A 25,879-nucleotide genomic window follows, 5' to 3' on the forward strand; every position below is an offset into this window, starting at 1 on the left:
GGCGGTCAGGCTGCCGGACCCGCCGATCCCGCCGGGTACTCCCGCAGCGGCACCTCGCCGGCGGCCCAGGCCGCCAGCACCGGCTCGACGATCCGCCAGCTCTCCTCGGCCTCGACGTCGCTGATCGACAGCGTGGTGTCACCGTCGAGCAGCTCGCGCAGCAGCAGACCGTAGGCCGGCAACTCGTGCGGGGTCATCCGCGCGGCGAGCACCTCCCGCTCGAGGTCGAACGGGTCCCGCGCGCCGTTGAGGTTGACCTCCAGCGCGATCGCGTCCGGGGACAGCGACAGCCGCAGCACGTCCGGTTCGGGTTCGGCGTCCAGGAACGGCAGGTGGGGCACCGGCCGGAACCTGATCGAGATCTCCTGCCGGTCGGCAGCCAGGGCCTTGCCGGTGCGCAGGCGGAAGGGCACGCCGGCCCACCGCCAGTTGTCCACGGTCACGGTGAGCTCGGCGTAGGTCTCGGTCTCCCGGTCCGGATCCACGCCGTCCTCGGCGACGTAGTCGGGCAGGGCCCGCCCGGCGACGGTCCCTGCGGTGTACCGGCCACGGACGCTGCCGGCCCGCACGTCGGCCGGTGGCCGGACCGCCCGCAGCACGTCGGCCTTGCGGCCCGGGAGCGAGTGGGCGTCCACGGCCAGCGGGGGCTCCATCGCCACCAGCGCCAGCAGCTGCAGCAGGTGGTTCTGCACCATGTCGCGCAGGGCACCGGCCCGGTCGTAGTAGCCGGCTCTGCCCTCCAGCCCGAGGGTCTCGTCGGCGACGATGTCCACCTGCTCGACGTGCGCGGCGTTCCACACCGGCTCGAACACCCGGTTGGCGAAGCGCAGCCCCAGGATGTTGAGCACGGTCTGCTTGGCCAGGAAGTGGTCGACCCGGAAGATCGCCTCCTCGGGCAGCAGCCGGTGCAGCAGGTCGTTGAGCGCCCGCGCGTCGGCCTGGTCGGTGCCGAACGGCTTCTCCACGACGACGCGGGCGCCCTCCGGGAGTCCCACCTCGGCCAGGGCCGTCAGCGTGGGACGGAACAACGTGTGCGGCAAGGCCAGGTAGACCACCGGCTCGCCGTCCAGGCGGGTCAGCGCTGCCCGCAGGTCGTCGGGATCGGTCACGTCCCCGCGGCAGAAGGCCAGCCGGTCGACGAGCCGTTCACGGGTGCTCTCCGGGAGCTCGCCGGCGTGCGCGGCCAGCCGGTTGCGCGCCCAGTCGCGGTAGGCGCCGTCGTCCCACTCCTCCCGGGCCACGGCGAGCAGACCCTCGCCGCCGTGGAGGACGCCGGTGTCGTACAACCGGGCCAGCGAGGGCAGGAGCAGCCGGCCGGTCAGGTCACCGGTGCCGCCCAGCACGACGAAGGACCGGGTCACTCCGCGCTCCGTCCCCCGGGCGACTGGGCCGCGGCCAGCTTCACCCCGCTGGCGATCAAACCCAGGTGGCTGAAGGCCTGCGGGAAGTTGCCGAGGAACGCACCGGTGCCCGGGTCGATCTCCTCCGACAGCAGACCGAGGTGATTGGCCCGGTCGCACAGCGACTCGAACAGCGCGTGTGCCTCGTCCAGGCGGCCCTGCCCGGTGAGGTTGTCGGTCAGCCAGAAGCTGCAGAGCAGGAACGCCCCTTCTCCGCCGGGCAGACCGTCGTCGGACTCCTCGTGCAGGTAGCGGTAGAGCAGGCCGTCGCCGGCATCGAGGTGCCGGCGCACCGCCTCGGTCGTGGCGACCATCCGTGGGTCGTCGAAGGGCAGCAGGCCGCGCAGGGGCAGGGTGAGCAGCGAGGCGTCCAGGCCGCCGCGCTGGCCGCCGTCGTCGTCGGCCAGCTGCTCGGTGAAGCTGTTCCGCTCGGGGTCCCACGCCCGCTCGAGCACCGCCCCACGGATGTCGTCCAGCGCGGCGCGCCACCGGTCGCGCGGGTGGTCCAGCCCGCACACGTCCGCGATCCGCAGCGCCCGCTCGACGGCGACCGCGCAGAGCGCGACGGAGTAGGTGAACGGCCGCCCCGGGCTGCGCACCTCCCAGATGCCGTGATCGGGAGTCGTCCAGTTCTCGATCGCGCCCTCGGTGAGGTCGCAGAGTGCACTCCACAGATGGCCGTCGACCGCACCGCCGGACCGCACCCAGCCCCAGGCGACGTCGAGCAGCTCGCCGTAGACGTCGTGCTGGGTCTGCCCCGCCGCGCCATTGCCCCAACGCACCGGCGCCGAACCCCGGTATCCCGCCAGCGCGGCGTCCTCCTGCTCCGGCGGCGGCTGGCCGCCGTCGAGGGCGTACATCAGGTGCGGCTGCCCGTCCCGCTCGACGTTGGTGAGCGTCCAGGCGAGGAAGGCCCGGGACTCGTTGGGCATGCCCACCTGGCGGAGCGCATAGGTCGAGAAGGCGGCGTCGCGCACCCAGGTGTAGCGGTAGTCCCAGTTCCGGACGCCGCCGATCTCCTCCGGCAGCGAGGACGTCGCCGCCGCCATGATCGCCCCGCTGGGCACGTGGTCGAGCATCTTCAGCGCTAGGGCCGAGCGCAGCACGAGGCCGCGCTGGGGCCCCTCGTACTGCAGGTTCCCGGCCCACGACCGCCACGCCTGGGCGGTCTGGTGCACCAGCTGCGAGGGGTCGGTGCGGTCGAGCAGCCGGGTGGTGCCCGACCAGTGCAGCGAGGCGGTCAGCCGCTCGCCGGCGCGCATGCGCACCGTTCCCCCGATCGAGCCGTCGGGAGCGACCTCGAGGTCGTGCGAGCACCAGAGCACCAGGACGAGGTCGGGACGGGCGGGCCAGTGGATCCGCCACGCCCCGCTCTCGCGGGTGACGCGGACGTCGTCACGCGGCGCGAGTCGCACGTCGACCTCGGCGGTGCCGGAGACGACCCGCGCCACCCGCAGCAGCTCGCTGCGGCCGGCCGGCACGAGCTCGCCGAGGTCGGCACCGGAGCGCAGGGCCATGCAGTCGGTGATCTCCACGACGCCGTCGGGACCGGTGAGCTCGGTGATGAGCACGTTGCTCTCGTCGAGGTACCGCTGTCCAGCGGCCCGCAACCCACGGGGGGCCATGGTGAAGGCACCGCCCCGTTCGGCGTCGAGCAGCCCGGCGAGCAACGGGGGGCTGTCGAACTCTGGCAGGCACAACCACGGGATCGAGCCGTCCCGGGCGACGAGCGCACAGGTGGCGCCGTCCCCGATCAGCCCGTGGTCCTCGATCGGCAGGAAACCCCCGACACGGGAGAGCGGACTCAGCTCCACGACCGTCAGCGGACCAGGTTGCGGCGACGACCGGTGACGGCGACGTAGGCGCCCAGCACGATGATCGCCCCGACGATGGAGCCGATCCAGCCGGCGGTCCCGAGCTCGAAGCCCCGGCCGCTGAGGAGTCCGCCGAGCAGGTTGCCGACGAGCGAGCCGATGACCCCCAGCACGATCGTTGCGACGATGCTCAGGTCCTGCTTGCCAGGGATCACGGCGCGGGCGATCAGCCCGGCCACCAGCCCGATGACGAGCAGTACGATCAGGTTCCAGATCACGATGTCTCCTCGGTAGCCGTACGGGCCCCCGGTCCGCCGTCGCGCTCCGCCGGCAACCGACCTCGACCGCCGGCCGTGGCCCGTCCCCGCCGTGACGGCCCGGTGGACGACGGAGAGGTCATGCCCAGGAACGGCCCGTTTGCACACTCCGTCGCCGCATTCCGGCACGGGGACGGATACGCGGGTCAGCCGCATCCCGACCGGGCACTCACGAGTCGTGCGCACACCGCGACCGGCCGGGCGAGACGATGCCGTACTGCTGCGGACGGGGCGGCGGGCCTGGGCGGCGCTGGGCGTCGCCGGCGTGCTGGTCCTGCTCTTCCTCCTGCTCCGGGAGGTGAGCATCATCGCGACGCCGCTGGTCGTCGCGATGTTCCCGGCCGCCGTCCTGACGCCGGCGGCGTCCTGGCTCAAGCGCAGGGGCGTGCCCGGCGCGGTGGCTGCGCTCCTCCTCGTCCTGGCGATGTTCGCCGTGGTGGGCCTGGCCCTGTGGTTCGTCATCCCCCAGTTCGTCGACCAGCTGCCCGCCCTGGCCGACAGCGTCCAGGAGGCCTTCGACGACCTCGAGGACCTCCTCGCCGGCTCCCCGCTCCCCCTGCCCCTCGACATCGGCGAGGGCGGGCTCAGCGCGGCCGCACAGGAGGCGCTCGACTCCTTCGACGGAGGCGCGGGCGAGGTGGTGGGGCAGGGACTGGACCTCCTGCAGCGAGTGGTCGACCTCGGCACCGCGCTGGTGATCTTCCTCGTGGCGCTCTTCTTCTACCTGCGCGACGGCGACCGCATCTGGGCCGGCGTCACCAGCCTGCTGCCCGGGACGTCCCGGCACCAGGTCCGGCAGGTGTCCGGACAGCTGTGGTGGACCCTGGGGGCCTACTTCCGTGCCCAGATGCTCGTCGCGCTGGTGGATGCGATCGCCATCGGCATCGGACTCGCGCTGCTCGGCGTCCCGCTGGCCCTGCCGCTGGCCCTGCTCGTCTTCTTCGGAGGCTTCTTCCCCATCGTGGGGGCCTTCGTCTCCGGCTTCGTGGCGGTCCTGGTGGCGCTCGCCGACCAGGGCCTGGGAACCGCGCTGCTCGTGCTCGGCCTGGTGGTGCTGGTCCAGCAGGCCGAGGGCAACCTGCTGGAGCCGCTGATCATCAGTCCCGTGCTGCGGCTGCACCCCTTTGCGATCATCCTCGCCGTCACCGCCGGGGCGGTCACCTTCGGCGTGCTCGGCGCGTTCCTCGCGGTGCCGTTGGCGGCCTGCGCCGGTCGGGTCATCGACTACGCGCGCGGACGGCGTCCGGCGGCGGGCCCCGGCTCCGATCCGGACGACGACGAGCCGGCCTGGGACGACGGCACGGACGCCGAGGCGGACCCACCGCGGGCCGGCTCGCGCGACGGCTGAACGGCGCAGACCGCCGTCAGGGACCGTTCCGGCTGTCCGGAACGGCCCCTGACCTGCGGTTTCCCGCTGTCGGGCTGACAGGATTTGAACCTGCGACCCCTTGACCCCCAGTCACATTCGCGGCGTTCCCAGCAGTCCACCGGCGTCTATTCCTGCAGGTCAAGTGACTTGCGGCATTCGCACAGGTACGCCGCAATCCGTCGTCGTTCGGGGCGCGTTGCTGTACCGGTTGCTGTACTGCTCCCTCGCGCTCGGACGTGTCGCTGGTCTGACTGAGCGCACGCGTCATCCCCGTCGCGGAAGGCATCAGCCCAGCGGCCAGACGCCGGTCCGAACCAATGTGAGCCAGGACGCGCATGCAACCCCGACACCTCGAGCTGATCAAGCACCGAGTCCCCTACTGACCTTTCGGGAGCATGCCAACCCCGACGGGCCGTCGTGTTGTTCAGGCGCAGGCGCGTCGTCGCTAGCATTTGATTCGGAGAGGAGTTGCGGCCAGCCGCGACCGCTTCGGCCGCAAAGTGCCTTCTCACTCGAACCACGTGCCGGTCATCGAGAGAAGCGCCGGCTCGATGTTGCCCTGAGAGATGCAGCGTTCAGCCACTACAACCCACGTCGCCGGATACCCCGCCGGCGCATCGAGGATCTGCTGAGCAATGCTGGCTGCTAGCCGGCCTTCGATGACCCCTGCGACCGCCTTCGGTCCGTATGCTCGGAGGACGGGCAGCCATTCCTCTGATGCCGAACTAGCCAGCTCGCGGCCGACCGCTCGGAGCGCTGGCCAGGCGGCGGTGCCGTATTGGGCTGCGTCGGTCAGCTCGCCGACAGTAAGCAGCCCGTTGAGGTTGGATGTCGCGCTCAGGTCGTCTGCGTGATGCATGAGCAGAAGCGCGGTCACCGTCGAGGGCCGCGCTCGTGTGACGAGTGGCGTGGGCAGGCGTCGGCTGACACCCGACAGCCCGAGGCGACTCGAGCTGGATAGCACGGCTTGCAGGGCTTCCGCGTCAAGCGAGTCGACCGCCGCAACGACATCACATAAGAGGTGGTCAATGACCGATGCGTGTGCGGTCGCGAGAAGTGCGTAGACCCAGGTCGCCAGATTGATTCCACTGAGCCCGGATCGTGCGGCCATCCACCAGGCGGCGTCATTGCGATGAACGCGCACGTCGTTGACGAGATTGCCGTAGTGGATCGCGGGGCCGAACGGCGCGGCGCGCGGACTCATTGGTCCGAGATCGCGTCGCTGCTGCGGATCGATCGCCGCACCGATAAGGGCGATGTCAGTCGCCAGCCAGGACGGCCCATAAAGGGCGCGCAGCTGTTCTGCCGCGTCGCTCCACGGCTGAACTGTGTTTGCCGATCTCCGCACGACGTTCATCGCGCTCTGGATCTTGCCGAACAGAGGATCCACCGACTTGAGCCTGCGGAAGGCGTCGCCCCGCTTGAGGTCGGTCATGATCGAATCACAGTGCCCGGAAGTTGCTTCGAACAACCGCTGCTGAGCGGGCTTGGCGAGCGCCAGGAACTGCCGCGGTGCGAGTGCGTTGACGAGATCGGCGACCAGCCCGGTTTGAGCCGAGTGAACGTCGGCGCAGCTGCCGCGCAGGGTAGCTTCGACGAACTTGGTCTCCAGCATCGAATCTTGGGGCGGTGTGATACCTGCCGCGATGGCGGTGGCGACCGCGCGGTCATCCGGTAGCGCCAGGCGTGCACGATCCGCGTCATTCAACAGGCTTCCGGCGTTCCACGACCGACCGAGCGTGAGCCACGACGCTTCGGCCTGGGTGCCGAGGGCGGGCCGAGCGTGTGTGAGCCACCACTCGCCAAGCGAGGGGGAGTCGAGTCCGAGCGTGGCGACAATGCCGACACGCTCGACCGACACGGCATGTGCCGGAGCCCTGGCGGCATCCTCAAGCAAGCGATCAGCCAGCGAGACAGCACCACTGGAGGGAGGAAGAGCTGGAAGGTCGCCCGAACTGGTCGCAGCGTGGATCAAGCGGACGCTGAGCTCGTCGGTGAGCAACCCGACGGCACGGTTCTGGGCAATCATCTTGCTAGAGAAGACGCCGTCCGCGAGCAGCGTCCAGACCGCGGTCCGCACCTGCATCGGGTGTGCACCGGACGCGCACTCTTCGGTGAGTCCGTCGACGAGACCGCCGATCTCGTTCGGGTTGGCGAAGCCGGCGAAGAAGCGGCTGACGTTGAACCAGAAGGGGCGCCGGACCAACGCGTTGAGAATCTCGGACTTGTCGGCCGACGCGTACCTGGAGAGGTACTTGGCGGCGAAGTACTCGCGGACCGGCTGTACATCGAATTCAAAGGTCCCCTGGGCTTTGCTAGACAAGGCCCACACCCGGTCGGTGACATTGGTGAACAGCGCATCCACCAGGCCAGTGTCCTTGCGGGCCTGGTCGAGGTACCTGAAGATCTCGGTTCGCAGTTCGCTCGTCTTCAATCTCCCTGCGCTGCCTTGCTGTTCGGCCCAGCCGTGCAGGAACCAGCCGAGGTATGCGGTCACTTCTTCCAGGTTGGTGCGGTTGTCGCGCACCGATGCGCTTTTCTCGGCCTCCCGGTCGAGGAACGTGCGCATGTAGTCGTCGTAGAGGGCAGTGCGGCTATCCGGTACCGACTGGCCGCGCAGGTGCAGCAGGTACAGCAAGATCGTAAGTTGCATCGGGTTCTCGGCCAGCTGCGCGATGTGCGGCTCGGCTGTCCGGGTGTCGAAGCTGCGCATCAGGCTGCGCTTGTCAGCTCCCCTGATACCGCGGACGGCGGACCACTTCCGCAGGTAGTCACTGCGAAGATCCCGGTCGAGCTTCGCGAGCGTGGCAACCTCGAACAGCCGTGGGCTCGGCTCGGCGAGGTCAGCGACGTTCGGGCGCGTCGTGACGACGATCTTGGGCGGTACGCCGCCGTAGCGCCAACGTTCAGCGAACTGCTCGATGAGCATGACGACGCGCGCACGGGTGTCGCGCTGGGCGACCTCGTCCAGACCGTCGAGCACGATAAGGATGGGGTAGCGGTTGAGCAGGTCGTTGACCGTGCCGAGATCGACCTTGTCCACGACGGCCCACCGGGTGAGCGCTGACGCTAGGAAGTGCTCCAGCCCCCCGTTGGCCCGGGGCTTGGGAGCCTTGCCAACCGCGGTGATCACCTCGGCGAAAGGGTCGTAGCCTTCGAGCCAGCTCCCGTAGTCGCGCAGATCGACACGGATCGGCACGCGCTGTGCCGCCGGCCGGAGCGCCGGGCGCTTGACCTCCCCGTTTGCATCGTCCTCAATGAATGGTGATCGGTGAACCTGGCAGAGCTGTTGACCCAGCGTCGATTTGCCTTGGCCGGGCTCGCCGCGCACTAGGGTGAAGGGCTGTTTCGACGTCACGAGGTACTGCACCGCGCCGATCAGCTGGGTCGGGTTCGCCACGGCCGTGCGCGGACCAGTCGGCGAGGCGATGGACGCCTTCACGTCAATAAATAGATCTTCAAGATCGTCGTCGTCGAGCTCCACTTGCTTGAACTTGACCTTGCAGTCCTGGGACCACTGCGCGCTCACCGTTTTGCGGATGACGACAGCGAGCCTGTGCTGAGCGAGTTCTGCCTGGCTTGCCTCAAGAACGAAGCGCATGGCCTCCGCGCCGCCAGCATCTTCTGGAATCGCCAAAGGATGTTGGCCGGCGCATTGACCACGTGAGCATCAAGGTCTTCGCGCCACCAACACTCCATCTCCTGGAGGCCGAACTCGACGCGAAAGGCCTCGATGACCTCGTCGACCTTGTCGACCTTGTCGATCGTGCCAGCGCCGCGGCCGGTGTCATCCTTGGCCATCGCCGACGTGCCGGCGACAGATGTCACGAGGATGTACCGCGTGGCGCCGTTCGCGACGTGCCGCTTGATCTTCGCTCGCTCGCCCTCGACCGCTTTCGTCAGCCAGCCGACGGGGTCCTTGACTGCGTTCTTGGACCACTTGACCTGGTAGACGAGATCGCCGCCGGCCGTCTTGCGCTTGATGTCGCGCCCGCCATCCTTCTGCCCGACGGGGTAGCAGCGCACCTTGTCGAACTTGTGCACGATGATCGCCGCACATAGGCGTTGAAAGTCGTGCTCCCCCAGGTTCTCGTACCAGTACGGACCCTGAGGTGTCTGCGCGGACGTCGGCGGGGCCACGAGCCCGATTCTGGACGATCCGTACGACACACCGCCCTGGCTGCTCAGATTCCTTGCGCATTGCAGCCCAACTTCGACGCCACGGACAGAGCTTGGCCGTACCTCGCGAGGTTCACCGCCAGTCCCAACCAAGGGCGTCCGCCCCCTGGGGCATGACCCGAGAAGGAGCTGAGGGGACTCGAACCACCTGCCCCCGCACTGCCAGGGCGTCTGGTAAGGGTTCGCGGAGGTTTGCACCAGTACATTCGTGCAGGTCAGAAGGCCGAATGGATGGCAGGGAACCAGCGCGGATGACCCTGAACGATTGTGTCTGGCCACCGTCGTGGCACCACCCGGAAGCCGCCTGATCAACCCAATGAGCCCGCCGACTCCAGGATCGGGCGGGCCCCGCATGGCCGCTGGGGCCCCCGTGACGGGGCTCCGCGGAGGACGCACTCGACTGGTCATGCTTGTGGCCCATGGCGACGCTATCGCTGGCTGAGGCGATGGTCTAACTGTCTGCCCTGGTGGTTAAGGGCAGCCGCCAGCACGAGCGGGTCCACGTGATGGTGCACGGCAAGCCCTCGGCCGTACTGGTGGCGACGGAGGATCTCGAGTCGCTGGAGGAGACAATCGACATCCTGGTCGATGCCGACACGATACGGCGGCTGCACGCCTCGGGCGCCGAGCTGGCCCTGGCGAAGCCGAGACGCGCGAGGATCTGGAGGCGGCCAGGCGTCACCGAGCCTCGGCCGGACGTGACTGAGCAGCCGGCGCCCTACATCCTGGCGATCACACGGACCGCCGCCGCCAGCTCACCGAGAACCTGCCGGAGGCAGTCGCCGCAGCCGCGTACACGTTTCATCACCCGCGGCTCCTGCTGGACAACCGGCACAGCGTCGGCAAGCAGTTGCTTCCCCACTACTGGACCGGCACAGCGCGCGCCGCGGCACCTACCGGGCCATCCACCGCGTCGACGACGACATCCGACGGCGATGGCCGTCGATGTCGCTCAACGCGGGAATGCGTACCGCCCGGGCCGCTCACCACCTGTTGCTGCACCCCCGGACGCAAGAGGGCGCGTCGGGCGACATCCTGAAACATGTCCCCAATAGCCAGACGGTCCCATGCGGTACGCCCACTGCATGGAGCCGCATGCGATGGCCGACCACATAACGATCGGCACCGAAGACAACCACCCGACGCCACGTGGTCGGTTTTCGAACGCCGTTCACACTTGAGCGGAAACAATAATTGGACGAATACTCGCCCAAAACTTCTGGACAACGATTGTCCACGGCGGAACGCGCAGCTCACGGGGGCAATTGGGTGTGTACGCGCGTTGGCCGGAAGTGAACCCGCGTAATGCAATCACAACTGCAACCGCTGTCGCTCAAATCCGTCCCGCCGCACCCGCTTCAGCCAGGGGCACCATGGGTCTTACCTTTCGCCGGAATCCGCGTACGTGATGATGGTCCGCACTTCCGGCGAAACTGCTCCGCGATTAGGAGGCGGCAGCGCGAGACCAGAAGATCCGACGAACGCGGGCCAGACTTTCGGCAGAGCTCAGCAGCGCGAGCAGGGTGAGGGTGCCGGCGAACACGAAGCTGGTGCCGTCGGACAGCCCCAGCACCGAGACCAGGCTCTGGCTGAGCACCAGGATGAACGCGCCGACCGCGGCGCCCATCAGGCTCCCGCGCCCGCCTGCCAGGGCCGCGCCACCGAGGATGGGGGCGGCGATGGCCAGCAGGGTGAAGTTGTTGCCGGCGTTCGGGTCACCGATGCCGACCTGGGCGGCGAGGATCACCCCGGCCACGCCGGCCAGGGCCGCGCAGGCCAGGTAGCACAGGGTCCGGATCCGGCTGGTGGGGATGCCGAGCCGGGTAGCGAACAGCCCGTTGAGCCCCACGGCCCGCAGCCGCAGCCCGGTGCCCGAGTGGCGGAAAAAGGCGTCGGCCACCACCAGCAGCGCGAGGATCACGACCAGGGCGACCGGCACCGGGCCGATCGTCGTCAGCATCAGCGCGGTCCCGAGTTCGGGTGAGATGAGGCCCGAAGCCGTCGGACGCAGGATGTAGGCAAGACCTGACACCATCCCGAGCGTCGCGATCGTCGCGATCACCGGCGAGATCTTGATGCGCTCTACGAAGAACGCGTTGATCCCGCCCACGGCTAGGCCTAGGGCCAGGGCGACCACCGCCCCGATCAGCAGCACGGCGACCATGCCCCCGGTCTGCGCCCAGGTGGACATCAGCACGACCGCGAGGGTCATCGTCGCGCCGACCGACACGTCGATGCCGCCGACCATCAGGACGAAGAACTGGGCGGCGGCGACGGTGACCAGCGGCAGCGCGACCAGTAGCACGTTGTAGATGCTTCTGTCGCTGAAGAAGGTGCTGTTCTGCGACTGGGCGAACAGCGCCAGCCCGATCATCAGGCCCACCAGGGCCAGCAGGCGCACCGCGTCGGCCGAGACGAACCGGCGGTTCCACGACAGCCGCCGCCCGCCCGGGACCTCCGGCGTGATCGTCCCGGCCGCCTCGCCGATGACCTCGGCGTCGGCCGCCAGCTCGTGCTCGACGGCGAAGGCACCGACGATCGACTCCTCGGACGCGCCCATTCCCGGCAGCTCGGTGGTGAGCTGCCCGCGGGACATCACCAGGATCCGGTCGCACAGCCCGGCCAGCTCGGAGGCGTCGGAGCTAACCACGACGACGGCGCTGCCGCTGTCGGCGATCTCCCGCAGGAAGCGGTAGATGTCGAGCCGGGAGCGCGCGTCGACGCCCTGGGTCGGCTCGTCGATGAGCACGACCTTGGGGCGCATGGCCAGCACGCGGCTCAGCGCCACCTTCTGCTGGTTCCCGCCCGACAGCTCGGTCGGCAGTTGGCCCGGGTGGCCGATGCGGATGCGGTAGCGCTCGATCGCCGCGGCGACGAAGCTGCGCTCCTTGCGGATGCGCATGACCCCGCCGCTGGACAGCTCGTCGAGCACGCCGATTCCGAGGTTGTCGCCCACGGTCAACCCGGCGAACAGCGACTCGTTGCGGCGGTCGGAGCTGAGGTAGACCACGCCGGCGTCGACCGCGGCGGCGTAGTTGCGCAGTCGCCGGCCGTCGACCTCGACGGTGCCGTGGTGGTCGCCCATGGCGGCCAGGCTCCGCAGCAGCGGCAGCTGCCCGTTGCCGTCCGCCCCGGCGATGCCGACGATCTGCCCGCCGCGCAGCTGCAGGTCGATCGGGCCGAAGCCCAGCCCGGCCAGCTCCGACGCGGTGAGCACCACCGGCCCGTCCTGGGTGCCGCTGCGGTCGGGGAACTCCAGGTCCACCCGGGTGCCGGCCATCAGCTCGACCAGCCGCGCCGGCGTCACGGTGGACGCCTCGTAGGTGCCCTGGTACTTGCCGTCGCGGAGCACCGTGACCTCGTCGGCCACCCGCATGACCTCCGACAGCCGGTGGGTCACGAACAGCACGGCGCTGCCGCGAGCGGCGACCTGGCGCATCAGCTCCAGGACGATGCCGACCCCGTGGGAGTCCAGCGCCGAGGTGGCCTCGTCGAGGATGAGCACCTGCGGCTCGCACGCCACCGCGCGGATGATCTCGACCAGCTGCCGGTCGCCCGGCGGCAGGGCGGAGGCCCGCAGCGCGGTGTCGACGTCGAAGCCGTGCCGGTGCAGCAGCTCGGTCGCCCACGTCGACACCCGCGATAGCGGCGGGCGGTGGCCCTCGGGGGTGCCGAGGTAGAGGTTCTGGGCCACGGTGAGTTCGCCGATGAGGGAGCCGTCCTGGAAGACGGTGGTCGCCCCGTGCCGCTGGGAGAGCGCCGGCCGCGCCGCCTGCACCGTCGTGCCGGCGATCTCGACCGTGCCGCTGTCGCGGACGACCGTGCCGCTCACGATGCCGACCAGCGTGGACTTCCCCGAGCCGTTCTCCCCCACCAGCGCGTGGATCTTGCCGGCCGCCAAGGTGATGCTCACGTCCTGCAAAGCCTGCACGGCGCCGTAGCGCTTGGACAGCCCGGTGGCGACCAGCAGCGGCGGCCCGGCGGGCTCGGTCGGCTGGCGGTCGCGGACGGCGGTCTGGGCGGGGTTCTCGGACACGAGGGTCCCTTTCGATCGGCGGGCGTCCGGGCACGGGCGGACCGGGGCGGGGGCGGCGGGCCCCCGCCCCGGTCGGGACGGTCAGTCGGCCGACAGCATCCGGGTCAGCAGGTCATCGGGGATGAGCACGCTGGGGCCGGGGTAGTCGTCCGGCCGGTTGGGGTCGTAGAGCCCCTCCTCGGCCTGCACGAACGGCTGCGGAACGATGATGTCGGCCGCCACGTCGTCGCCGGCCAGCAGGCCCATCACCGAGGTGATGGAGACCCGGCTCTGCCAGTTGAGGCCGTTGGTGAAGTAGATCGGGAACTCCCGCTCGGTGCCCAGGGCCTCCTCCCAAACCTTCGCCATGCCGTTGTTGGCGGTCCAGGTGACGATTGGGGGCGGCGTCACGCCGGCGGAGTTGAAGGCCTCGATAACCTGCGGGATCGGGTCGGCGTAGTCGTAGAAGATGCCGCTGTACTCCTGGCCGGAGCTGACCAGCGCCGAGGCCGCCTCGAACGCCCCCGCCAGGGTCCAGTCGGTGTCCAGCTTCGTCCCGACGGTCAGGTCGGGACCCAGCGCGTCCTCGAAGCACTTGTTCCAGGTGGCCCCCTGCGGGTTGCCGGGGGTGCCGTTGAGGATCGCGACCTGGCCGGTGAGGCCCAGGTCCTCCTGCGCCACCTCGGCCATCTCCTCGCCGACGGCGCACACGTCGCCGTGGACCTGGCTGGCCAGCGAGGTCGGCGGGGCGTCGGGCACCGGCCCCACGTAGGTGGAGATGAAGGCGCCCTGCTGCTGGGCGGCCTGGAAGGCCGGCAGCGCGGCGGCACCGAAGTCGTTGTAGCTGACGATCGCGGTGGCGCCCTGGGCGGCGAGGCTGCGGACGTTGGACTGGAACGTCGCCAGGTCGCCCTGGGCGTCGGTGGAGATGATCCGGCCGACGTTCGGGTAGGTCAGCGCCTGGAGGATGGCTTCCATCTTCGCGATCCGGCGCCACTGGTTCTGGCCGAACGCCTCGGCGATGCCTACCGTCACCTCGCCGTCGCCGATCTCGCAGCTGGTCTCCGACCAGCACTCGAAGGCCTTGTCCAGCTGCTCCGGCGTCAGCTCGATCGTCGCGCGGCGGAAGGCCTCCTGCACCGTCGGATCGAGGTCGTCGAGCTGCACCTCGTCGGTGAGGAAGGCCCGGCTGACCGTCTCCTGGACGTCGGCGTCGTCGATGGAGTCCAGGTCGACGCTGGACTCCGAACCGCTGCCGCCGCCGCCACCGCCGCCGCCGTCGTCCTCGCCGCGGTTGCCGCAGGCGGTGAGGGTGAGGGCCAAGGCCGTCACCGCGATCAGCGCCGGCCTCCCTCGGCCACGGGTGACGCCGCGGCGGCGCATGAGGTTACCCATCGTTCTGCTCCCGGTTCTCTTGGTTCAGGGGCTGGTCCGGGTCGGACCGGCCACGGGATGTGCCACCGCGCAGGGCGGAGATCGAGGACCACCTCAACTTCTTGGAGGTGGCGACGAGGGTGAGACCGACACCCAGGACGACGCCCTGGAAGGCCAGCGCAACGCCCGACGAGTAGCCCTTGACCCGGAAGATGAAGTCCAGGACCACCAGGAACAGCGCGCCCAGCGCGGTCGCACCCGGTCGCACCCGGCCACCGGCGAGGGAGGCACCGCCCAGCACCACGGCCACGATCGGGGTGAGCAGGTAGGGGATCCCCAGCGACAGGTCGGGGGTGGCGAGCAGGCCGGCGAGCAGCACGGCGCCGATCCCGACGATGAGGGTGCCGGTCATCCAGGCCGCCAGCCGCTGCCGGGTGGCCGCCAGGCCGCTGTTCTCCGCGGCGACCCGCGCCACGCTGCTGGCCGCCACCCGGCGGCCGGTCGTGTGGTAGCGCAGCCAGACCGCGATGATCGCCACCACGACGAGGGCGATGATCAGGATGACGCTGATCTGGGCGACCGAGCCGCGAGCGAAGCCCGACAGGTTGGAGGGCACGTTGGACTCGGCCAGCACCGGCCCGCGGTAGATCCGGGTGGCGCCGGCGATCAGCTGCCCGGTGGCCAGAGTGACCACCAGCGCGTCGAGCCGGGTCACCTCGACCAGCAGCCCGTTGACCAGCCCGATGCCCAGGCAGGCGGCCAGGCCGAGCAGCAGCGCCGGAAGCAGCTGGCCGTTGTCGCCGGCGGCCTCCTTAAGCACGATGATGCCGACGAGGGTCACCGTCGACGGGATGCTCAGGTCGATGCCGCCGGTTCCGATGATGAACGCCTGGCCCAGGGCCATCAGGATCATCACCCCGATGGTCGGGGTGAGCGTGGAGAGGCTGGCTCGGCTGAACATGTCGACGTCCAGCAGCAGGAGGCCGATGAGGATCAGCGCCACGTTGGCCAGCAGGATGCCCCGGCCGGGCAGCTGACGGGGCCGGCGCGGAACCGACCGGGTTGCCGGCGCGGGGCTCTCCGCGGTGACCGTCATCGCACCTGCCTCCTCCACCGCGCGGCATGGGTGACTGCTGTCACACCATGCGGAACCACGGGGAAAGGTAGGAACGGGGCGGCGGCGGGCGCCGTGTCAGATTGAGACATGCTCCACTGAGACGTCGCCACGTCAGCTGCCGAACACGCTGGTGCGGAGCTTGGCGAGTCGGTCCAGCTCCTGCAGCATCTGCGCCGGCGTCTCGCCGCCGAGGTAGATGTTGACGTGGGCCACGCCGTTGCGTCGGTAGGCCTCCAGCGACGCCTCGTCCACCGCCGCCGGCGCGGTGCCGACGGCGACCGAGTTAGGGTCCCGCCCGGCCTCGGCGACCATCTCCCGGAACCGCGGGATCGACTCGGTCAGCAGCGGGTCGGCCAGCGGCGGGGTGGGGTACCAGACGTCGGCCCACTCCGCGGCGTGCCGCATGGTCAGTGGCCCGCTGCCGCCCAGGTAGATCGGTGGGTGGGGGGCTGGACCGGCTTGGGCCAGCACCAGCTCGGCTGCAGGGAGACGTACTCCCCCTCGAACTCGGCGACGTCGTCGGCCCACATCCGCCGCAGCAGCTGGACCTGCTCGCGCACCTTGCGGTGCCGGGTGGCGAAGTCCACGCCGTGGGTCTCGAACTCGTCCTTGTTCCAGCCGAAGCCCACGCCGAACACGAAGCGGCCGCCCGAGAGCCGGTCCACCGAGGCCACCATCTTGGCCGTGTGCACGGTGTCGCGGAGCGCGAGTAGGCAGATGCCCGTGCCGATCTGCAGCGTGGTCGTCGCCGCGGCCGCAAAGGAACAGCTGATGAACGGATCGTAAGTACGCTTGTAGAAGTCCGGGAGCACACCGCCGCCGTAGGACTCGGGGTAGGCGGTGGCCCGGGAGACCGGGATGTGCGAGTGCTCCGGGAAGAACATGCTGTCGAACCCTCGCTGTTCGATTTCGGCGGCCAGCGGGCCGGGGTCCATGTCGAGATCGGTAGCGAACACGTAGACGCCGACCTTCATGGGGTGCCTCCTCGAGTCGTCTGCTCCGCCGGGGGGCACCGCAGGCGCCCCAGTTCGCGCGAACGTAGGTCCGAGGCGGCGGGGTGGGCTGTGTCACTTAGAGACAGCGGACAGGCAGCTCAGGGGCCGGTGTTCCCGCGGGAGAAGCTGCCGTCGATGGTGATGCCGCCGTCGACCCGCAGGACGGCGCCCGTGACGAAGGAGGCCTGGTCGGAGACGAGGAACGCGACGGCGGCGGCCACCTCGTCGGGGCGGCCAAAGCGTCCCAGCGGGGTCCGGTCGAGCAGCCGGTCGCGGTCGAGGGCTCCGGTGTCGAACCCCGACAGCATCATGGGGGTCTCGATGTAACCCGGGGCGACCGCGTTGACCCGGATGCCGCGGCGTCCCCACTCGGCGGCCAGCGTGCGGGTCAGCCCTACCACGCCGGCCTTGGCGGTGCTGTACCCCAGCCGCTCGGGCAGGCCGAAGGTCGACCCGACCGAGGCCAGGTTGACGATCGAGGCGGCGGCCGAGCGCCGCAGGTAGGGGTAGGCGGCCCGGCTGCAGCGCATGGCACCGCCGAGGTTGACCGCGAGCTCCCGCTCCCACTGTCCGGTGTCGAACTCTTCGGCGGGCTGCCGGGAGAGGATGCCGGCGTTGTTGACCAGCGCGTCCAGCCTGCCGTCCCCGCCGCCGTCTCTCCCGGCCGCGGCGACGGCGGCCGCGACGGACTCGTCGTGGGTGACGTCCATCCGCACCGGGAGGGCTACCGAGGCGTCACCGGACAACCCGGCGGCGGCCTCCCGCACCAGGGCCTCGTCCACGTCTCCCAGCACGACGCGCCAGCCGTCGTCGACCAGGCGCCGGCTGATGGCCAGGCCGAGGCCCCGCCCGGCGCCGGTGACCAGGGCCGTGTGGCGGGCGCTCACGCGATGTACCCGGACGTGCCCGCCCGGCTGATGACCACGCGGGGGACCACCGAGCGCGCCGAGAGCCCGACGACCGCCTCCACCAGCGCCACCACGTCGTCCACCGGGATCATCCGCTCGGCGGGGATGCAGTCGCGCATCCAGCCCGACATGTCGGTGTCGACGTAGCCGGGCGCGAGCGCCGTCGCGGTCACCCCGCTGCCCGACTCCTCGGCGTTCGTGGCGTCGACCAGCACGGCGCGCTCAGTCACGCCGGCCCACCACCTCGAGGCCGGCCTCGAGCAGCACCGGCACCGTCGCCGCGACCCCCTCGTACCCCTCGCCCGCCGTGGCGCCCAGGCGGTGCCGGTAGGCGATGCCCTCGGCGATCACGGCCAGCTTGTAGAACGCCAGCGCCAGGTGGAAGTGCCAGTGCGGGAGCGCCCGGCCGGCCCGCTCCTCGTACATCGCCCGGAGCTCCTCCACCGGCGGGAACCGATCGCTGGTCCAGGCGGCCTCGATGCCGAGCACGCCGTCGAGCGCTGGGTGGCGGTAGGCGCACATGAGCGCGACGTCGGCCACCGGGTCGCCCAGCGTCGACAGCTCCCAGTCGACCAGGGCGCGCACGGCACCCGGGTCGTCGTCGGCCAGGATGGTGTTGTCCACCCGGAAGTCGCCGTGCAGGACGCCCGAGCGGTCCTGGTCGACCAGCCGGGCGCCGAGGTCGGCGGCGAGCCGCTCCGCGCGCGGGTCGGTGGCGCCCATCTCGGTCCACTGCCGCGACCAGCGGCGCAGCTGCCGCGCGGCGTACCCGCCGGGGCGGCCGAAGTCGCCGAGACCGACGGCGGCCGGATCGACCTTGTGTAGCCGCACCAGCACCTCGACTAGCGCCGTGGCGCAGGCGGCGACGTCCGCGTCGGTCCACCCCGCCAGGTCGGCCCGGCTGCGCACCGTGCGCCCGGCGACGAAGTCGACGATCGCGGCGGGCGCGCCGATCACCGCTCCGGTCGCGTCGCAGCCGACCGCCCGCGGCACCGGCACGCCGGTCGGCCCCAGGGCCGCCACCACCCGGTACTCGCGCACCATGTCGTGGGCGGACTCGATGACGCCGCCCAGCGGGGGCCGGCGCAGCGCCCACGACCGGACGTCGTCGCGCAGCCGGTAGGTCAGGTTGGACCGGCCGCCGGCCAGCAGCGTCGCCGTCAGCGGCCCGCGCGGGCTCTCCCCGCAGTCGACCAGGAACGCCCGCAGCCCGGCCAGCTGCTGCTCGGTGAGATCCGTGCCGGCCGGGTCGCGCGTCGCGGCGATGGGATCGCTCACGGCGAGCGCTCCCGCCCGCGCGCGGCCGCCGAGACGGCGCGGCGGGCGATCGCCCAGCGGTGCACCTCCGATGCGCCGTCGTAGATGCGGAACGGGCGCACCTCGCGGGTCAGCCGCGCCAGCGGCAGGTCCTCGGAGACGCCCGGGCCACCGCACATCTGCACGGCCCGGTCCACGATCCGGCCGATCGCCTCGGCGGCGAAGGTCTTGGCGATCGAGGTGGCGGTCGACGCGCGGCGCCCCTGGTCCAGCTCCCAGCAGGCCTGCACCAGCAGGGCGCGGGTGGCGGCGATGTCGATCTCGTTGTCGGCGATCAACTGCTGGATGATGCCCAGGTCGGCCAGCCGCGCGCCGAACGCCTCGCGCTCGGCCACGTGCCGTAGTGCCACCTCGTGCCCGCGGCGGGCGGCCCCCAGCCAGCGCATCACGTGGGTCATCCGGGCCGGTCCGAGCCGCACCTGCGCGTTGGCGAAGCCGGCGTCCACCTGGCCCAGCACGCCGTCGTCGGGCACGAACAGGTCGGTGAGGACCACCTCGCAGTGGCCGCCCACCATGGAGCGGTCCAGCGTCCGGATGTGCCGGCCTACCTCGATGCCGGGCGCGTCGGCCTGGGTCAGGAACATCGTCGCCCCGAAGGCGTCGCCCGGCCGGCCGCCGGTACGGGCCATGACGATGAAGAACCCGGCACCGTCGGCGCCGGTGATGAACCACTTGCGGCCGCTGAGCCGCCAGCCCCCGGCGACCTTCACCGCCTCGGTGCGCAGCGCCGCCGGATCGGAGCCGGCCCCCGGCGCGGGCTCGGTCATGGCGAACGCCGAGCGCTGCTCCCCGGCCACGAGCGGCCGCAGGTAGCGCTCCTTCTGCTCGGGGGTGGCCACGTGCGCCAGCAGGTGGACGTTGCCCTCGTCGGGGGCGGCGATGTTGAGTGCCAGCGGGCCGAACAGCGACTCCCCCGCCGCCTCGAACACCGGCGCCCGGTCGACCATGCCGAGGCCCAACCCGCCGAACTCGACCGGGGCGTGCGGGCTGAGCAGGCCGCGGTCGCGGGCCATGACCTGCAGCCGGCGGCGCAGGTCGTCACCGCCGGCGGCCTCGATGTCACCGCCGGCGGCGTCCTCGATCGGCAGCACCTCCTCCCGCACGAACTCCGCGGTCCGCGCGGTGAGCTGCTCCACCTCGGCCCGCGGCGCCGGGTCCACGGTCACCGGACACCCTCCTCCGGACAGAAGTGGCCTGGCGCCACGGGCCGCGCGGTCACGCCGGGACGGAGCTGCGCCCGAGCACGAAGTTCTCCCGGTAGTCGGTGTCCACCTCGTCCTGCAGCCGGTCCAGGTAGACCCCGCTGCCAGCCATGAAAAACATGTTGGTGACCGGCTTGCCCGGGATGTTCGAGCCGTTGATCCACGAGTTGACCTCGGCGAACAGGGTCTGGTTCGCGATCTCGTCGCACTCGGCGATCCAGGCGTTTTGCGCCTCGAGCGTCGGCTCGATCGACCCGAGGTCTTTGTTCCGCACGTGCTCGATCACCCCCGCGACCCAGTTCACCTGCGCCTCGTGCAGCGGGGGCTGGTTGGTGAACGGCCCCATCGGCCCGTAGATCATGAACAGGTTCGGGAACCCGTGGCTGATCAGGCCGAGGTAGGTGCGGGGACGGTCGTGCCAGGCCTGGCGCAGCGTCACCCCATTGCGGCCCTCGTGGTGGATCTTGAGCTGGTTGCCCGAGACGGCGTCGAAACCGGTGGCCAGCACGATCACGTCGAGCTCGATGTGCCGGCCCGACTCGGTGCGGATGCCGGTCTCGGTAATCTCCGCGATCGGGTCGCTCTTGACGTCGACCAGCTCGACGTTGTCCCGGTTGTAGGTCTCGTAGTAGTTGTCGCAGCACAGCGGCCTCTTCGCGTAGAGGTCCTTGGGCGTCAGCAGCTCGGCCACCTTCGGGTCCTTGACCGTCTCGCGGATCTTCTTCGCGATGACGTCGGTCGCCGCCTTGTTGGCCACCCGGCTGGTCGCCACGTCGTTGAACGCGGCGAACATGTACTGGAAGCCGCCGCCGTCCTCGTACTGCTTCTCGAAGGCGGCCTCGCGCTCCTCGGGCGAGACGCTCTCGGCGGAGATGTCGCTCTCCTTGAACCCGAACGCCGTCGTCGAGTACAGCACGTCGCGCCAGTAGCCCTCGTAGTCATCTTCGATGGCCTGCAGCAGCCCCGGAGAGATCGGCCGGTGCTTCGACGGGACCACCCACTGCGGGGTGCGCTGGAAGACGGTGAGGGAGTGCACCTGGTGGGCGATCTCGGCGATCACCTGGATGCCGCTGGAACCGGTGCCGATGACTCCGACCCGCTTGCTGGACAGGTCGACGTCCTCGTGCGGCCAGCGCGCGGTGTGGTAGATCTCGCCGCGGAACCGCTCCTGGCCGGGGAAGTGCGGAACCTTGGTGGCCGACAGCAGCCCGACCGCCTCGACGAGGAACTGCGCGGCGTAGGTGACGGCGTTGGCGGTGACCAGCCAGCGCTGGTTCTCCTCGTCCCAAGTGGCGCTCTCGACCTGAGTGTTGAACAGGATGCTGCGGCGCAGGTCGTACTTGTCGGCCACGTGCCGGAGGTAGGCCCGGATCTCCTGCTTCTCCGGGTAGCGCTCGCTCCACTTCCACTCGTGGAAGAGCTCCTTGTCGAAGGAGTAGCAGTACGCGTTCACCTCGGTGTCGGAGCGGGCCCCCGGATAGGTGTTCCAGTACCACGTGCCGCCCACGTCGCCGGCGTTGTCGAACGCCTGGACCGTGAGACCGAGTTCGTTCCGCAGCTTGTGGATGCTGTAGAGCCCGGCGAAGCCCGACCCGACCACGATCGCGTCCACCACTGTGAGTTCGCCGCGCGTCTGCGCCTCGTCGCTCATCGCTGGTAGTCCCTCCTGGTTGTCCGTGCGCGGCGTCGATCGACCTCCGGCGCGGCCCCCATCGTGAGCGGGGTCACCGCTCCCCTCGTTGTCCCATTTCGGGACGGCGGGACGGGCCGGCGCTCGGCCCGGGACCGACGGCGAACGGCGACGCGGTGGTCCCGCGACTCTCCTGGCGGTCGCGATCTGGGCAGCTGAGGCGAGTCTGGGACGGTGGAACAGCGGCGTTCGGCCGTCCGGCGGGGTGTGTCAGATTGCGACACCCGCCGATCAGGCCAGCGGGGGACTGTAATTCGCGTCACGGTGCCGTTGGATGCTGGGAGAGGGCCGGGCACCGCGGGGTCCACTCGTTCTGGGAGGTGCAGTCCATGGCGACGCTGCGACAGGTCGACGCCGCGCGCGAGCACTTGCTGGCCAGCGGGGTCATTCCGGAGCACCTGGCGAAGTCGGTCCGCCCGCAGGTGCTCCAGTCCTGGAAGCGCTCGCTGCTCAGCGGAGCCGGGGTGGCCAATCCGTCCCTCGAGTTCCGCGGGGAGCACCACGCTCGCGCCGCGCTCCGCCTGGCCGCCAACCCCGTCCTGTCCCGGCTGGCCGAGGAGCTGTCCGGGCTCGACGCGGGGGTGCTGCTGTCCGACCACGAAGCGGTCGTGGTAGAGCGATGGGTGTCCGACGCCGGGATCCTGTCGCAGATGGACCGGATCAACTCCGACGCCGGCTTCTGCGTCAGCGAGGAGGTCATCGGCACCAACGGCGTGGGCACGGTGATCGAGGTCGACCGCGCCATCCAGATCACCGGGCCGGAGCACCTGGCCGACACCCTGCGGCCGTTCACCTGCGTGGGCGTTCCGGTGCACCACCCGATCACCCGCCGGCTCGAGGGCGTCATCACGATGAACTGCCGGGCGACGTCGCACAACCCGCTCCTGACGCCGCTGATGACCAGCACCGCCCAGGAGGTGGAGTCCCGGCTGCTGGCGCAGGCCAGCACCGACGAGCGGCTGCTGCTCGACGCCTATCTCGTCGCGATCGGCGCCCGCCGCGCCCCGATCGCCGCGATCGGCCAGGACATCTTCATGGCCGGGCCCCGGGTGACCGACCTGCTCGAGGGCGTCGACCGGGCCGTGCTGTGGGAGTACGTCCGGGGTGTGGCGCTGGGCTCGCGGGGCCGCGCCGAGGAGCTCGGGCTGGCCACCGACCGCTTCCGGATCACCCGGTGCACGCCGGTCGAGCGGGACGGCACGGTCATCGGCGCGCTGGTGGAGTTCGACCTCTACCGCACGGTCCCCGACGACTTCACCGCCGCGGCGACGCCACGACGGCCGGTCACGCTCCCCGGCAAGAGCCCCGCGCTGATGCAGGCCACCGCGCACGCCACCCGGCTGGCCTCCAAGGGCGTGCCGATCCTGATCGAGGGCGAGGCCGGGGTGGGCAAGTTCGCGCTCGCCCGGGCGGTGCTGGAGTCGGCGCAGGTGCCGGCCGACAAGGTGGCCGTCGTCGATGCCGCGGCCGGGTCGGCCGAGGGCGCCGGCCGGTTCCTCACCGAGCTGCGCCGGGAGATCGACGGCCGCCCGGAGGCCCTCGTCGTCCGCCACGTGGAGACCCTCCCCTCCGAGGCGGCCGCCGCCACCGCGTCGCTGCTCGAGGAGCTGGACGAGCAGCCCGCGCCGCCGCGGATCATCGCGACGCTGACCCCCACCGATGCCACCACGCCGGGGCTGCGGCGCCTGGTGGACACCGTCGGCGTCGGACGGGTGACCCTGCGGCCGCTGCGCGACCGGTCGGAGGACATCGCCCCGACGGCGCTGGCCCTGCTGGAGAAGCACCGCGGGCCGCGGCAGCTGCACTTCTCCTCCGCGGCGCTGCGCTACCTGATGCGAGCGCCGTGGCCGGGGAACCTGCGCCAGCTGGACGCCACCATCCGGGGCCTGATCTCCACCTGCCCGGGCCCGGAGATCCGGCCGGAGCACCTGCCGCTGGACCTGCAGGGCTCCAGTCGCAAGCGCAACCTGTCGGCCATCGAGGAACTCGAGCTCTCCGCGATCCTCGGCGCCCTGAAGCAGCACAACGGCAACAAGGTCGCCGCGGCGCAGGCCATCGGCATCTCCCGGTCGACGCTGTACCGCAAGCTGCAGGCCTACCGGCTGGACCCGGACAAGCAGTACTTCTGACCGGGCGCCTGCGCTGCGCGCGCGGGGAGACCTCCCGCGGGTGTCGCGCTGTGAGTCCCACTGAACTCACAGCGCGACTGTCCGCAGAGCAACCCGTCGAGCCCGGCCGGGGACGCCTCGGCAAGTGTCCGGGCGGGTGCCTCCCGGCTTGTCGCAATCTGGCACAGCGCGCAACCTCGCCCGGCGACCAGCCTGGACGGCATGTCCACGACCTCTGCCGCGCCCGCGGCGGTCGACGTCCTGGCGCTGCGGGACAAGGCCCACGCGCTGCGCCGGTCGATGATGGAGATGACCCGCGGCAAGGGCGAGGGCTACATCGCCCAGGGGCTGGGGATCGCCGACGTCCTGGCGGCGCTGTACTTCTCCGAGCTGCGGCACGACCCGGCGCGTCCCGACTGGCCCGACCGCGACCGGTTCCTGCTCTCCACCGGCCACTACTCGATCGCCATGTACGCGGTGCTCGCCGAGGCCGGCTACCTCGACCCCGCCGAGCTGCCCACCTACGGGCTCAACGGCTCGCGGCTGCCGATGAGCACCTTCGACACCACCCCCGGCGTGGAGATCGTCGGCGGCTCGCTGGGGCACGGGCTGGGCCAGGGCGTGGGCATGGCGCTGGGGCTACGCCTCGACGGGTCGCCGGCCCGGGTGTTCGTCGAGCTCTCCGACGGCGAGCTGGACGAGGGGTCGACGTGGGAGTCGGCGATGGGCGGGGCCACGTTCGGCTGCGACAACCTGGTCGCGCTGGTCGACTGCAACGGCATCCAGGCCGACGGCCCGGTGACGGTCGCGATCGAGCCGGTCGCGGACAAGTTCACCGCGTTCGGCTGGACCACGCAGGAGATCGACGGCAACGACATGCAGGCCCTGGTCGACGCGCTGCAGGCGTGCCGGGCCAGGGACGGCCGGCCGAAGGCGATCGTGCTGCGCACCACCCCCGGCTGCGGCGTGCCCAGCCTGGTCGACCGGCCGCGGGCGCACTTCGTGCGGGTGACCGACGCCGAGTGGGCGGACCTGATGGACGAGCTGGAGGCCTCCCGTGGCCGGTGACATGGTTGTCGGAGACACGGTGAACCACGACACGGCCGTCTTCGGGCAGACCCGGGGCATGGGCGAGCTCGTCGAGGTGCCCGACCGGGTGACCGAGCTGGCCCCGTTCGGTACCGAGCTCGCGGCGCTGGGGGCCGAGCGGCCGGAGATCGTCGCGCTCACCGCCGACATGGCCCGCTACAGCGACGTCCTGCCCTTCCGCGACGCCCACCCCGAGCGGTTCTTCAACGTCGGCATGGCCGAGCAGAACCTCATCCTGACCGCGGCCGGGCTGGCCAAGACCGGCAAGATCGCCTACTGCACCACGTACTCGGTGTTCGTCACCCGGCGCGCCTACGACTTCGTCGCCATCGCCTGCGCGCACTCGATGGCCGACGTGAAGATCTTCGCGGGCATGCCCGGCCTGCTCAACGGCTACGGCGCCACGCACCAGGCCACCGAGGACCTGAACATGGTGCGGGGCATCGCCGACCTGACGGTGATCGACCCGTGCGACGCCACCGAGCTGCGGCAGGTGGTCCGCGCGGTCGCCGACATCCCCGGCACCGTCTACGTGCGGCTGCTGCGCGGCAACGTGCCGGTCGAGCTCGGCCCCGACTACCGGTTCGTGCCGGGCCAGGCGGCGCTGCTGCGCGAGGGCAGCGGGGTGGGGGTGATCTCGACCGGCTACATGACCGCCCGCGCGCTCGAGGCCGCCCGGCGGGCGCAGCGCGACGGGGTGCGGGCGGGGGTGCTGCACGTGCCCACGATCAAGCCGTTCGACACCGAGGCGGTGCTCGACTTCGCCGGCCGCTTCGACCGCCTGGTGGTCGCCGAGAACCACAAGACCACGGGGGGCCTGGCCACCCTGGTGACCGAGGCGATGTTCGACGCCGGGCTGCTGCGGCCGGTGCTGCGGGTCGGCCTGGCCGACGAGTTCTTCGAGTGCGGCTCGCAGGAGTACCTGGAGGCCAAGTACGGCCTGGACCTGCCGCGCATGGTGCGCGCGCTGGTCGACGGCACCTGA

Annotated in this window: 20 protein-coding genes; 5 read left to right on the top strand and 15 right to left on the bottom strand. The window is 70.8% G+C overall.

Translation table 11 applies throughout. From position 1 onward, the window contains the following. Positions 1-5 precede the first annotated feature (5 nt). From MVA48_RS04255 to MVA48_RS04265, 3 genes are read right to left on the bottom strand one after another with little or no spacing between them, the layout of a single operon-like run. Positions 6-1,361, bottom strand: coding sequence for a glucose-6-phosphate dehydrogenase (locus MVA48_RS04255; protein ID WP_246986171.1), 1,356 nt, complete (start codon positions 1,359-1,361; stop codon positions 6-8). Next, positions 1,358-3,214 carry a glycoside hydrolase family 15 protein gene (locus MVA48_RS04260; protein ID WP_246986173.1) on the bottom strand — a complete coding sequence of 619 codons (1,857 nt, stop codon included), beginning with the start codon at positions 3,212-3,214 and terminating at the stop codon, positions 1,358-1,360. Before MVA48_RS04260 ends, MVA48_RS04255 begins: the two co-directional genes overlap by 4 nt. Positions 3,215-3,219: 5 nt before the next feature. Then, positions 3,220-3,492 carry a GlsB/YeaQ/YmgE family stress response membrane protein gene (locus MVA48_RS04265; protein WP_246986180.1) on the bottom strand — a complete coding sequence of 91 codons (273 nt, stop codon included), beginning with the start codon at positions 3,490-3,492 and terminating at the stop codon, positions 3,220-3,222. Positions 3,493-3,709: 217 nt separating this feature from the next. Between MVA48_RS04265 and MVA48_RS04270 the strand changes: the two genes are divergently transcribed. Then, a complete protein-coding gene (locus MVA48_RS04270; protein WP_246986182.1) occupies positions 3,710-4,879 on the top strand; it encodes an AI-2E family transporter in 1,170 nt (389 codons plus the stop codon). Between the two features lie 529 nt (positions 4,880-5,408). On the opposite strand, the gene MVA48_RS04275 is transcribed toward MVA48_RS04270, so the two are convergent. Together MVA48_RS04275 and MVA48_RS04280 are read right to left on the bottom strand one after the other, a co-directional pair. Then, positions 5,409-8,501, bottom strand: coding sequence for an NACHT domain-containing protein (locus MVA48_RS04275; protein ID WP_246986185.1), 3,093 nt, complete (start codon positions 8,499-8,501; stop codon positions 5,409-5,411). Continuing rightward, positions 8,426-9,040, bottom strand: a complete 615-nt coding sequence (locus tag MVA48_RS04280) for a hypothetical protein (RefSeq protein WP_246986187.1) — start codon at positions 9,038-9,040, stop codon at positions 8,426-8,428. Before MVA48_RS04280 ends, MVA48_RS04275 begins: the two co-directional genes overlap by 76 nt. Before the next feature lie 506 nt (positions 9,041-9,546). Here MVA48_RS04280 and MVA48_RS23965 point away from each other — a divergent pair. Next, complete coding sequence (locus MVA48_RS23965; RefSeq protein ID WP_371821192.1) at positions 9,547-10,134, top strand: type II toxin-antitoxin system Phd/YefM family antitoxin; 588 nt, start codon at positions 9,547-9,549, stop codon at positions 10,132-10,134. 389 nt (positions 10,135-10,523) lie between these two features. On the opposite strand, the gene MVA48_RS04285 is transcribed toward MVA48_RS23965, so the two are convergent. The 10 genes from MVA48_RS04285 to MVA48_RS04330 all read right to left on the bottom strand — a co-directional run bounded on the left by MVA48_RS04285 (position 10,524) and on the right by MVA48_RS04330 (position 21,658). After that, entirely contained in the window at positions 10,524-13,115 is a 2,592-nt protein-coding gene (locus MVA48_RS04285) for an ATP-binding cassette domain-containing protein (protein ID WP_246986189.1), read from the bottom strand. An 81-nt stretch (positions 13,116-13,196) separates the two neighbouring features. Further along, complete coding sequence (locus tag MVA48_RS04290) at positions 13,197-14,489, bottom strand: substrate-binding domain-containing protein (protein WP_246986191.1); 1,293 nt, start codon at positions 14,487-14,489, stop codon at positions 13,197-13,199. After that, positions 14,482-15,564: an ABC transporter permease gene (locus MVA48_RS04295; protein WP_246986193.1), complete on the bottom strand. Its 1,083-nt coding sequence runs from the start codon at positions 15,562-15,564 to the stop codon at positions 14,482-14,484. Before MVA48_RS04295 ends, MVA48_RS04290 begins: the two co-directional genes overlap by 8 nt. 132 nt (positions 15,565-15,696) lie before the next feature. Beyond that, positions 15,697-15,990, bottom strand: coding sequence for an LLM class flavin-dependent oxidoreductase (locus MVA48_RS04300; protein WP_246986194.1), 294 nt, complete (start codon positions 15,988-15,990; stop codon positions 15,697-15,699). A 2-nt stretch (positions 15,991-15,992) separates the two neighbouring features. Next, positions 15,993-16,559, bottom strand: a complete 567-nt coding sequence (locus MVA48_RS04305; RefSeq protein WP_246986196.1) for a TIGR03619 family F420-dependent LLM class oxidoreductase — start codon at positions 16,557-16,559, stop codon at positions 15,993-15,995. Between the two features lie 119 nt (positions 16,560-16,678). After that, positions 16,679-17,467, bottom strand: coding sequence for an SDR family NAD(P)-dependent oxidoreductase (locus tag MVA48_RS04310; protein ID WP_246986198.1), 789 nt, complete (start codon positions 17,465-17,467; stop codon positions 16,679-16,681). After that, complete coding sequence (locus tag MVA48_RS04315; protein WP_246986200.1) at positions 17,464-17,718, bottom strand: hypothetical protein; 255 nt, start codon at positions 17,716-17,718, stop codon at positions 17,464-17,466. Before MVA48_RS04315 ends, MVA48_RS04310 begins: the two co-directional genes overlap by 4 nt. Further along, a complete protein-coding gene (locus MVA48_RS04320) occupies positions 17,711-18,766 on the bottom strand; it encodes a phosphotransferase family protein (protein WP_246986202.1) in 1,056 nt (351 codons plus the stop codon). Before MVA48_RS04320 ends, MVA48_RS04315 begins: the two co-directional genes overlap by 8 nt. Beyond that, positions 18,763-19,971 carry an acyl-CoA dehydrogenase family protein gene (locus MVA48_RS04325; RefSeq protein ID WP_246986204.1) on the bottom strand — a complete coding sequence of 403 codons (1,209 nt, stop codon included), beginning with the start codon at positions 19,969-19,971 and terminating at the stop codon, positions 18,763-18,765. Before MVA48_RS04325 ends, MVA48_RS04320 begins: the two co-directional genes overlap by 4 nt. 49 nt (positions 19,972-20,020) lie before the next feature. Beyond that, positions 20,021-21,658, bottom strand: a complete 1,638-nt coding sequence (locus MVA48_RS04330) for a flavin-containing monooxygenase (RefSeq protein ID WP_246986206.1) — start codon at positions 21,656-21,658, stop codon at positions 20,021-20,023. Positions 21,659-22,026: 368 nt separating this feature from the next. On the opposite strand from MVA48_RS04330, the gene MVA48_RS04335 reads away from it, so the two are divergent. From MVA48_RS04335 to MVA48_RS04345, 3 genes are all read left to right on the top strand, one after another. Continuing rightward, positions 22,027-23,826 carry a sigma-54-dependent Fis family transcriptional regulator gene (locus tag MVA48_RS04335; protein ID WP_246986208.1) on the top strand — a complete coding sequence of 600 codons (1,800 nt, stop codon included), beginning with the start codon at positions 22,027-22,029 and terminating at the stop codon, positions 23,824-23,826. A 201-nt stretch (positions 23,827-24,027) separates the two neighbouring features. Continuing rightward, positions 24,028-24,873 (top strand): transketolase, encoded by an 846-nt coding sequence (locus MVA48_RS04340; protein ID WP_246986210.1) that lies wholly within the window; start codon positions 24,028-24,030, stop codon positions 24,871-24,873. Positions 24,874-24,892: 19 nt separating this feature from the next. Continuing rightward, positions 24,893-25,879 carry a transketolase family protein gene (locus MVA48_RS04345; RefSeq protein ID WP_246986219.1) on the top strand — a complete coding sequence of 329 codons (987 nt, stop codon included), beginning with the start codon at positions 24,893-24,895 and terminating at the stop codon, positions 25,877-25,879.

Source organism: Blastococcus sp. PRF04-17 (genome assembly GCF_023016265.1).
Taxonomy (GTDB): domain Bacteria; phylum Actinomycetota; class Actinomycetes; order Mycobacteriales; family Geodermatophilaceae; genus Blastococcus_B.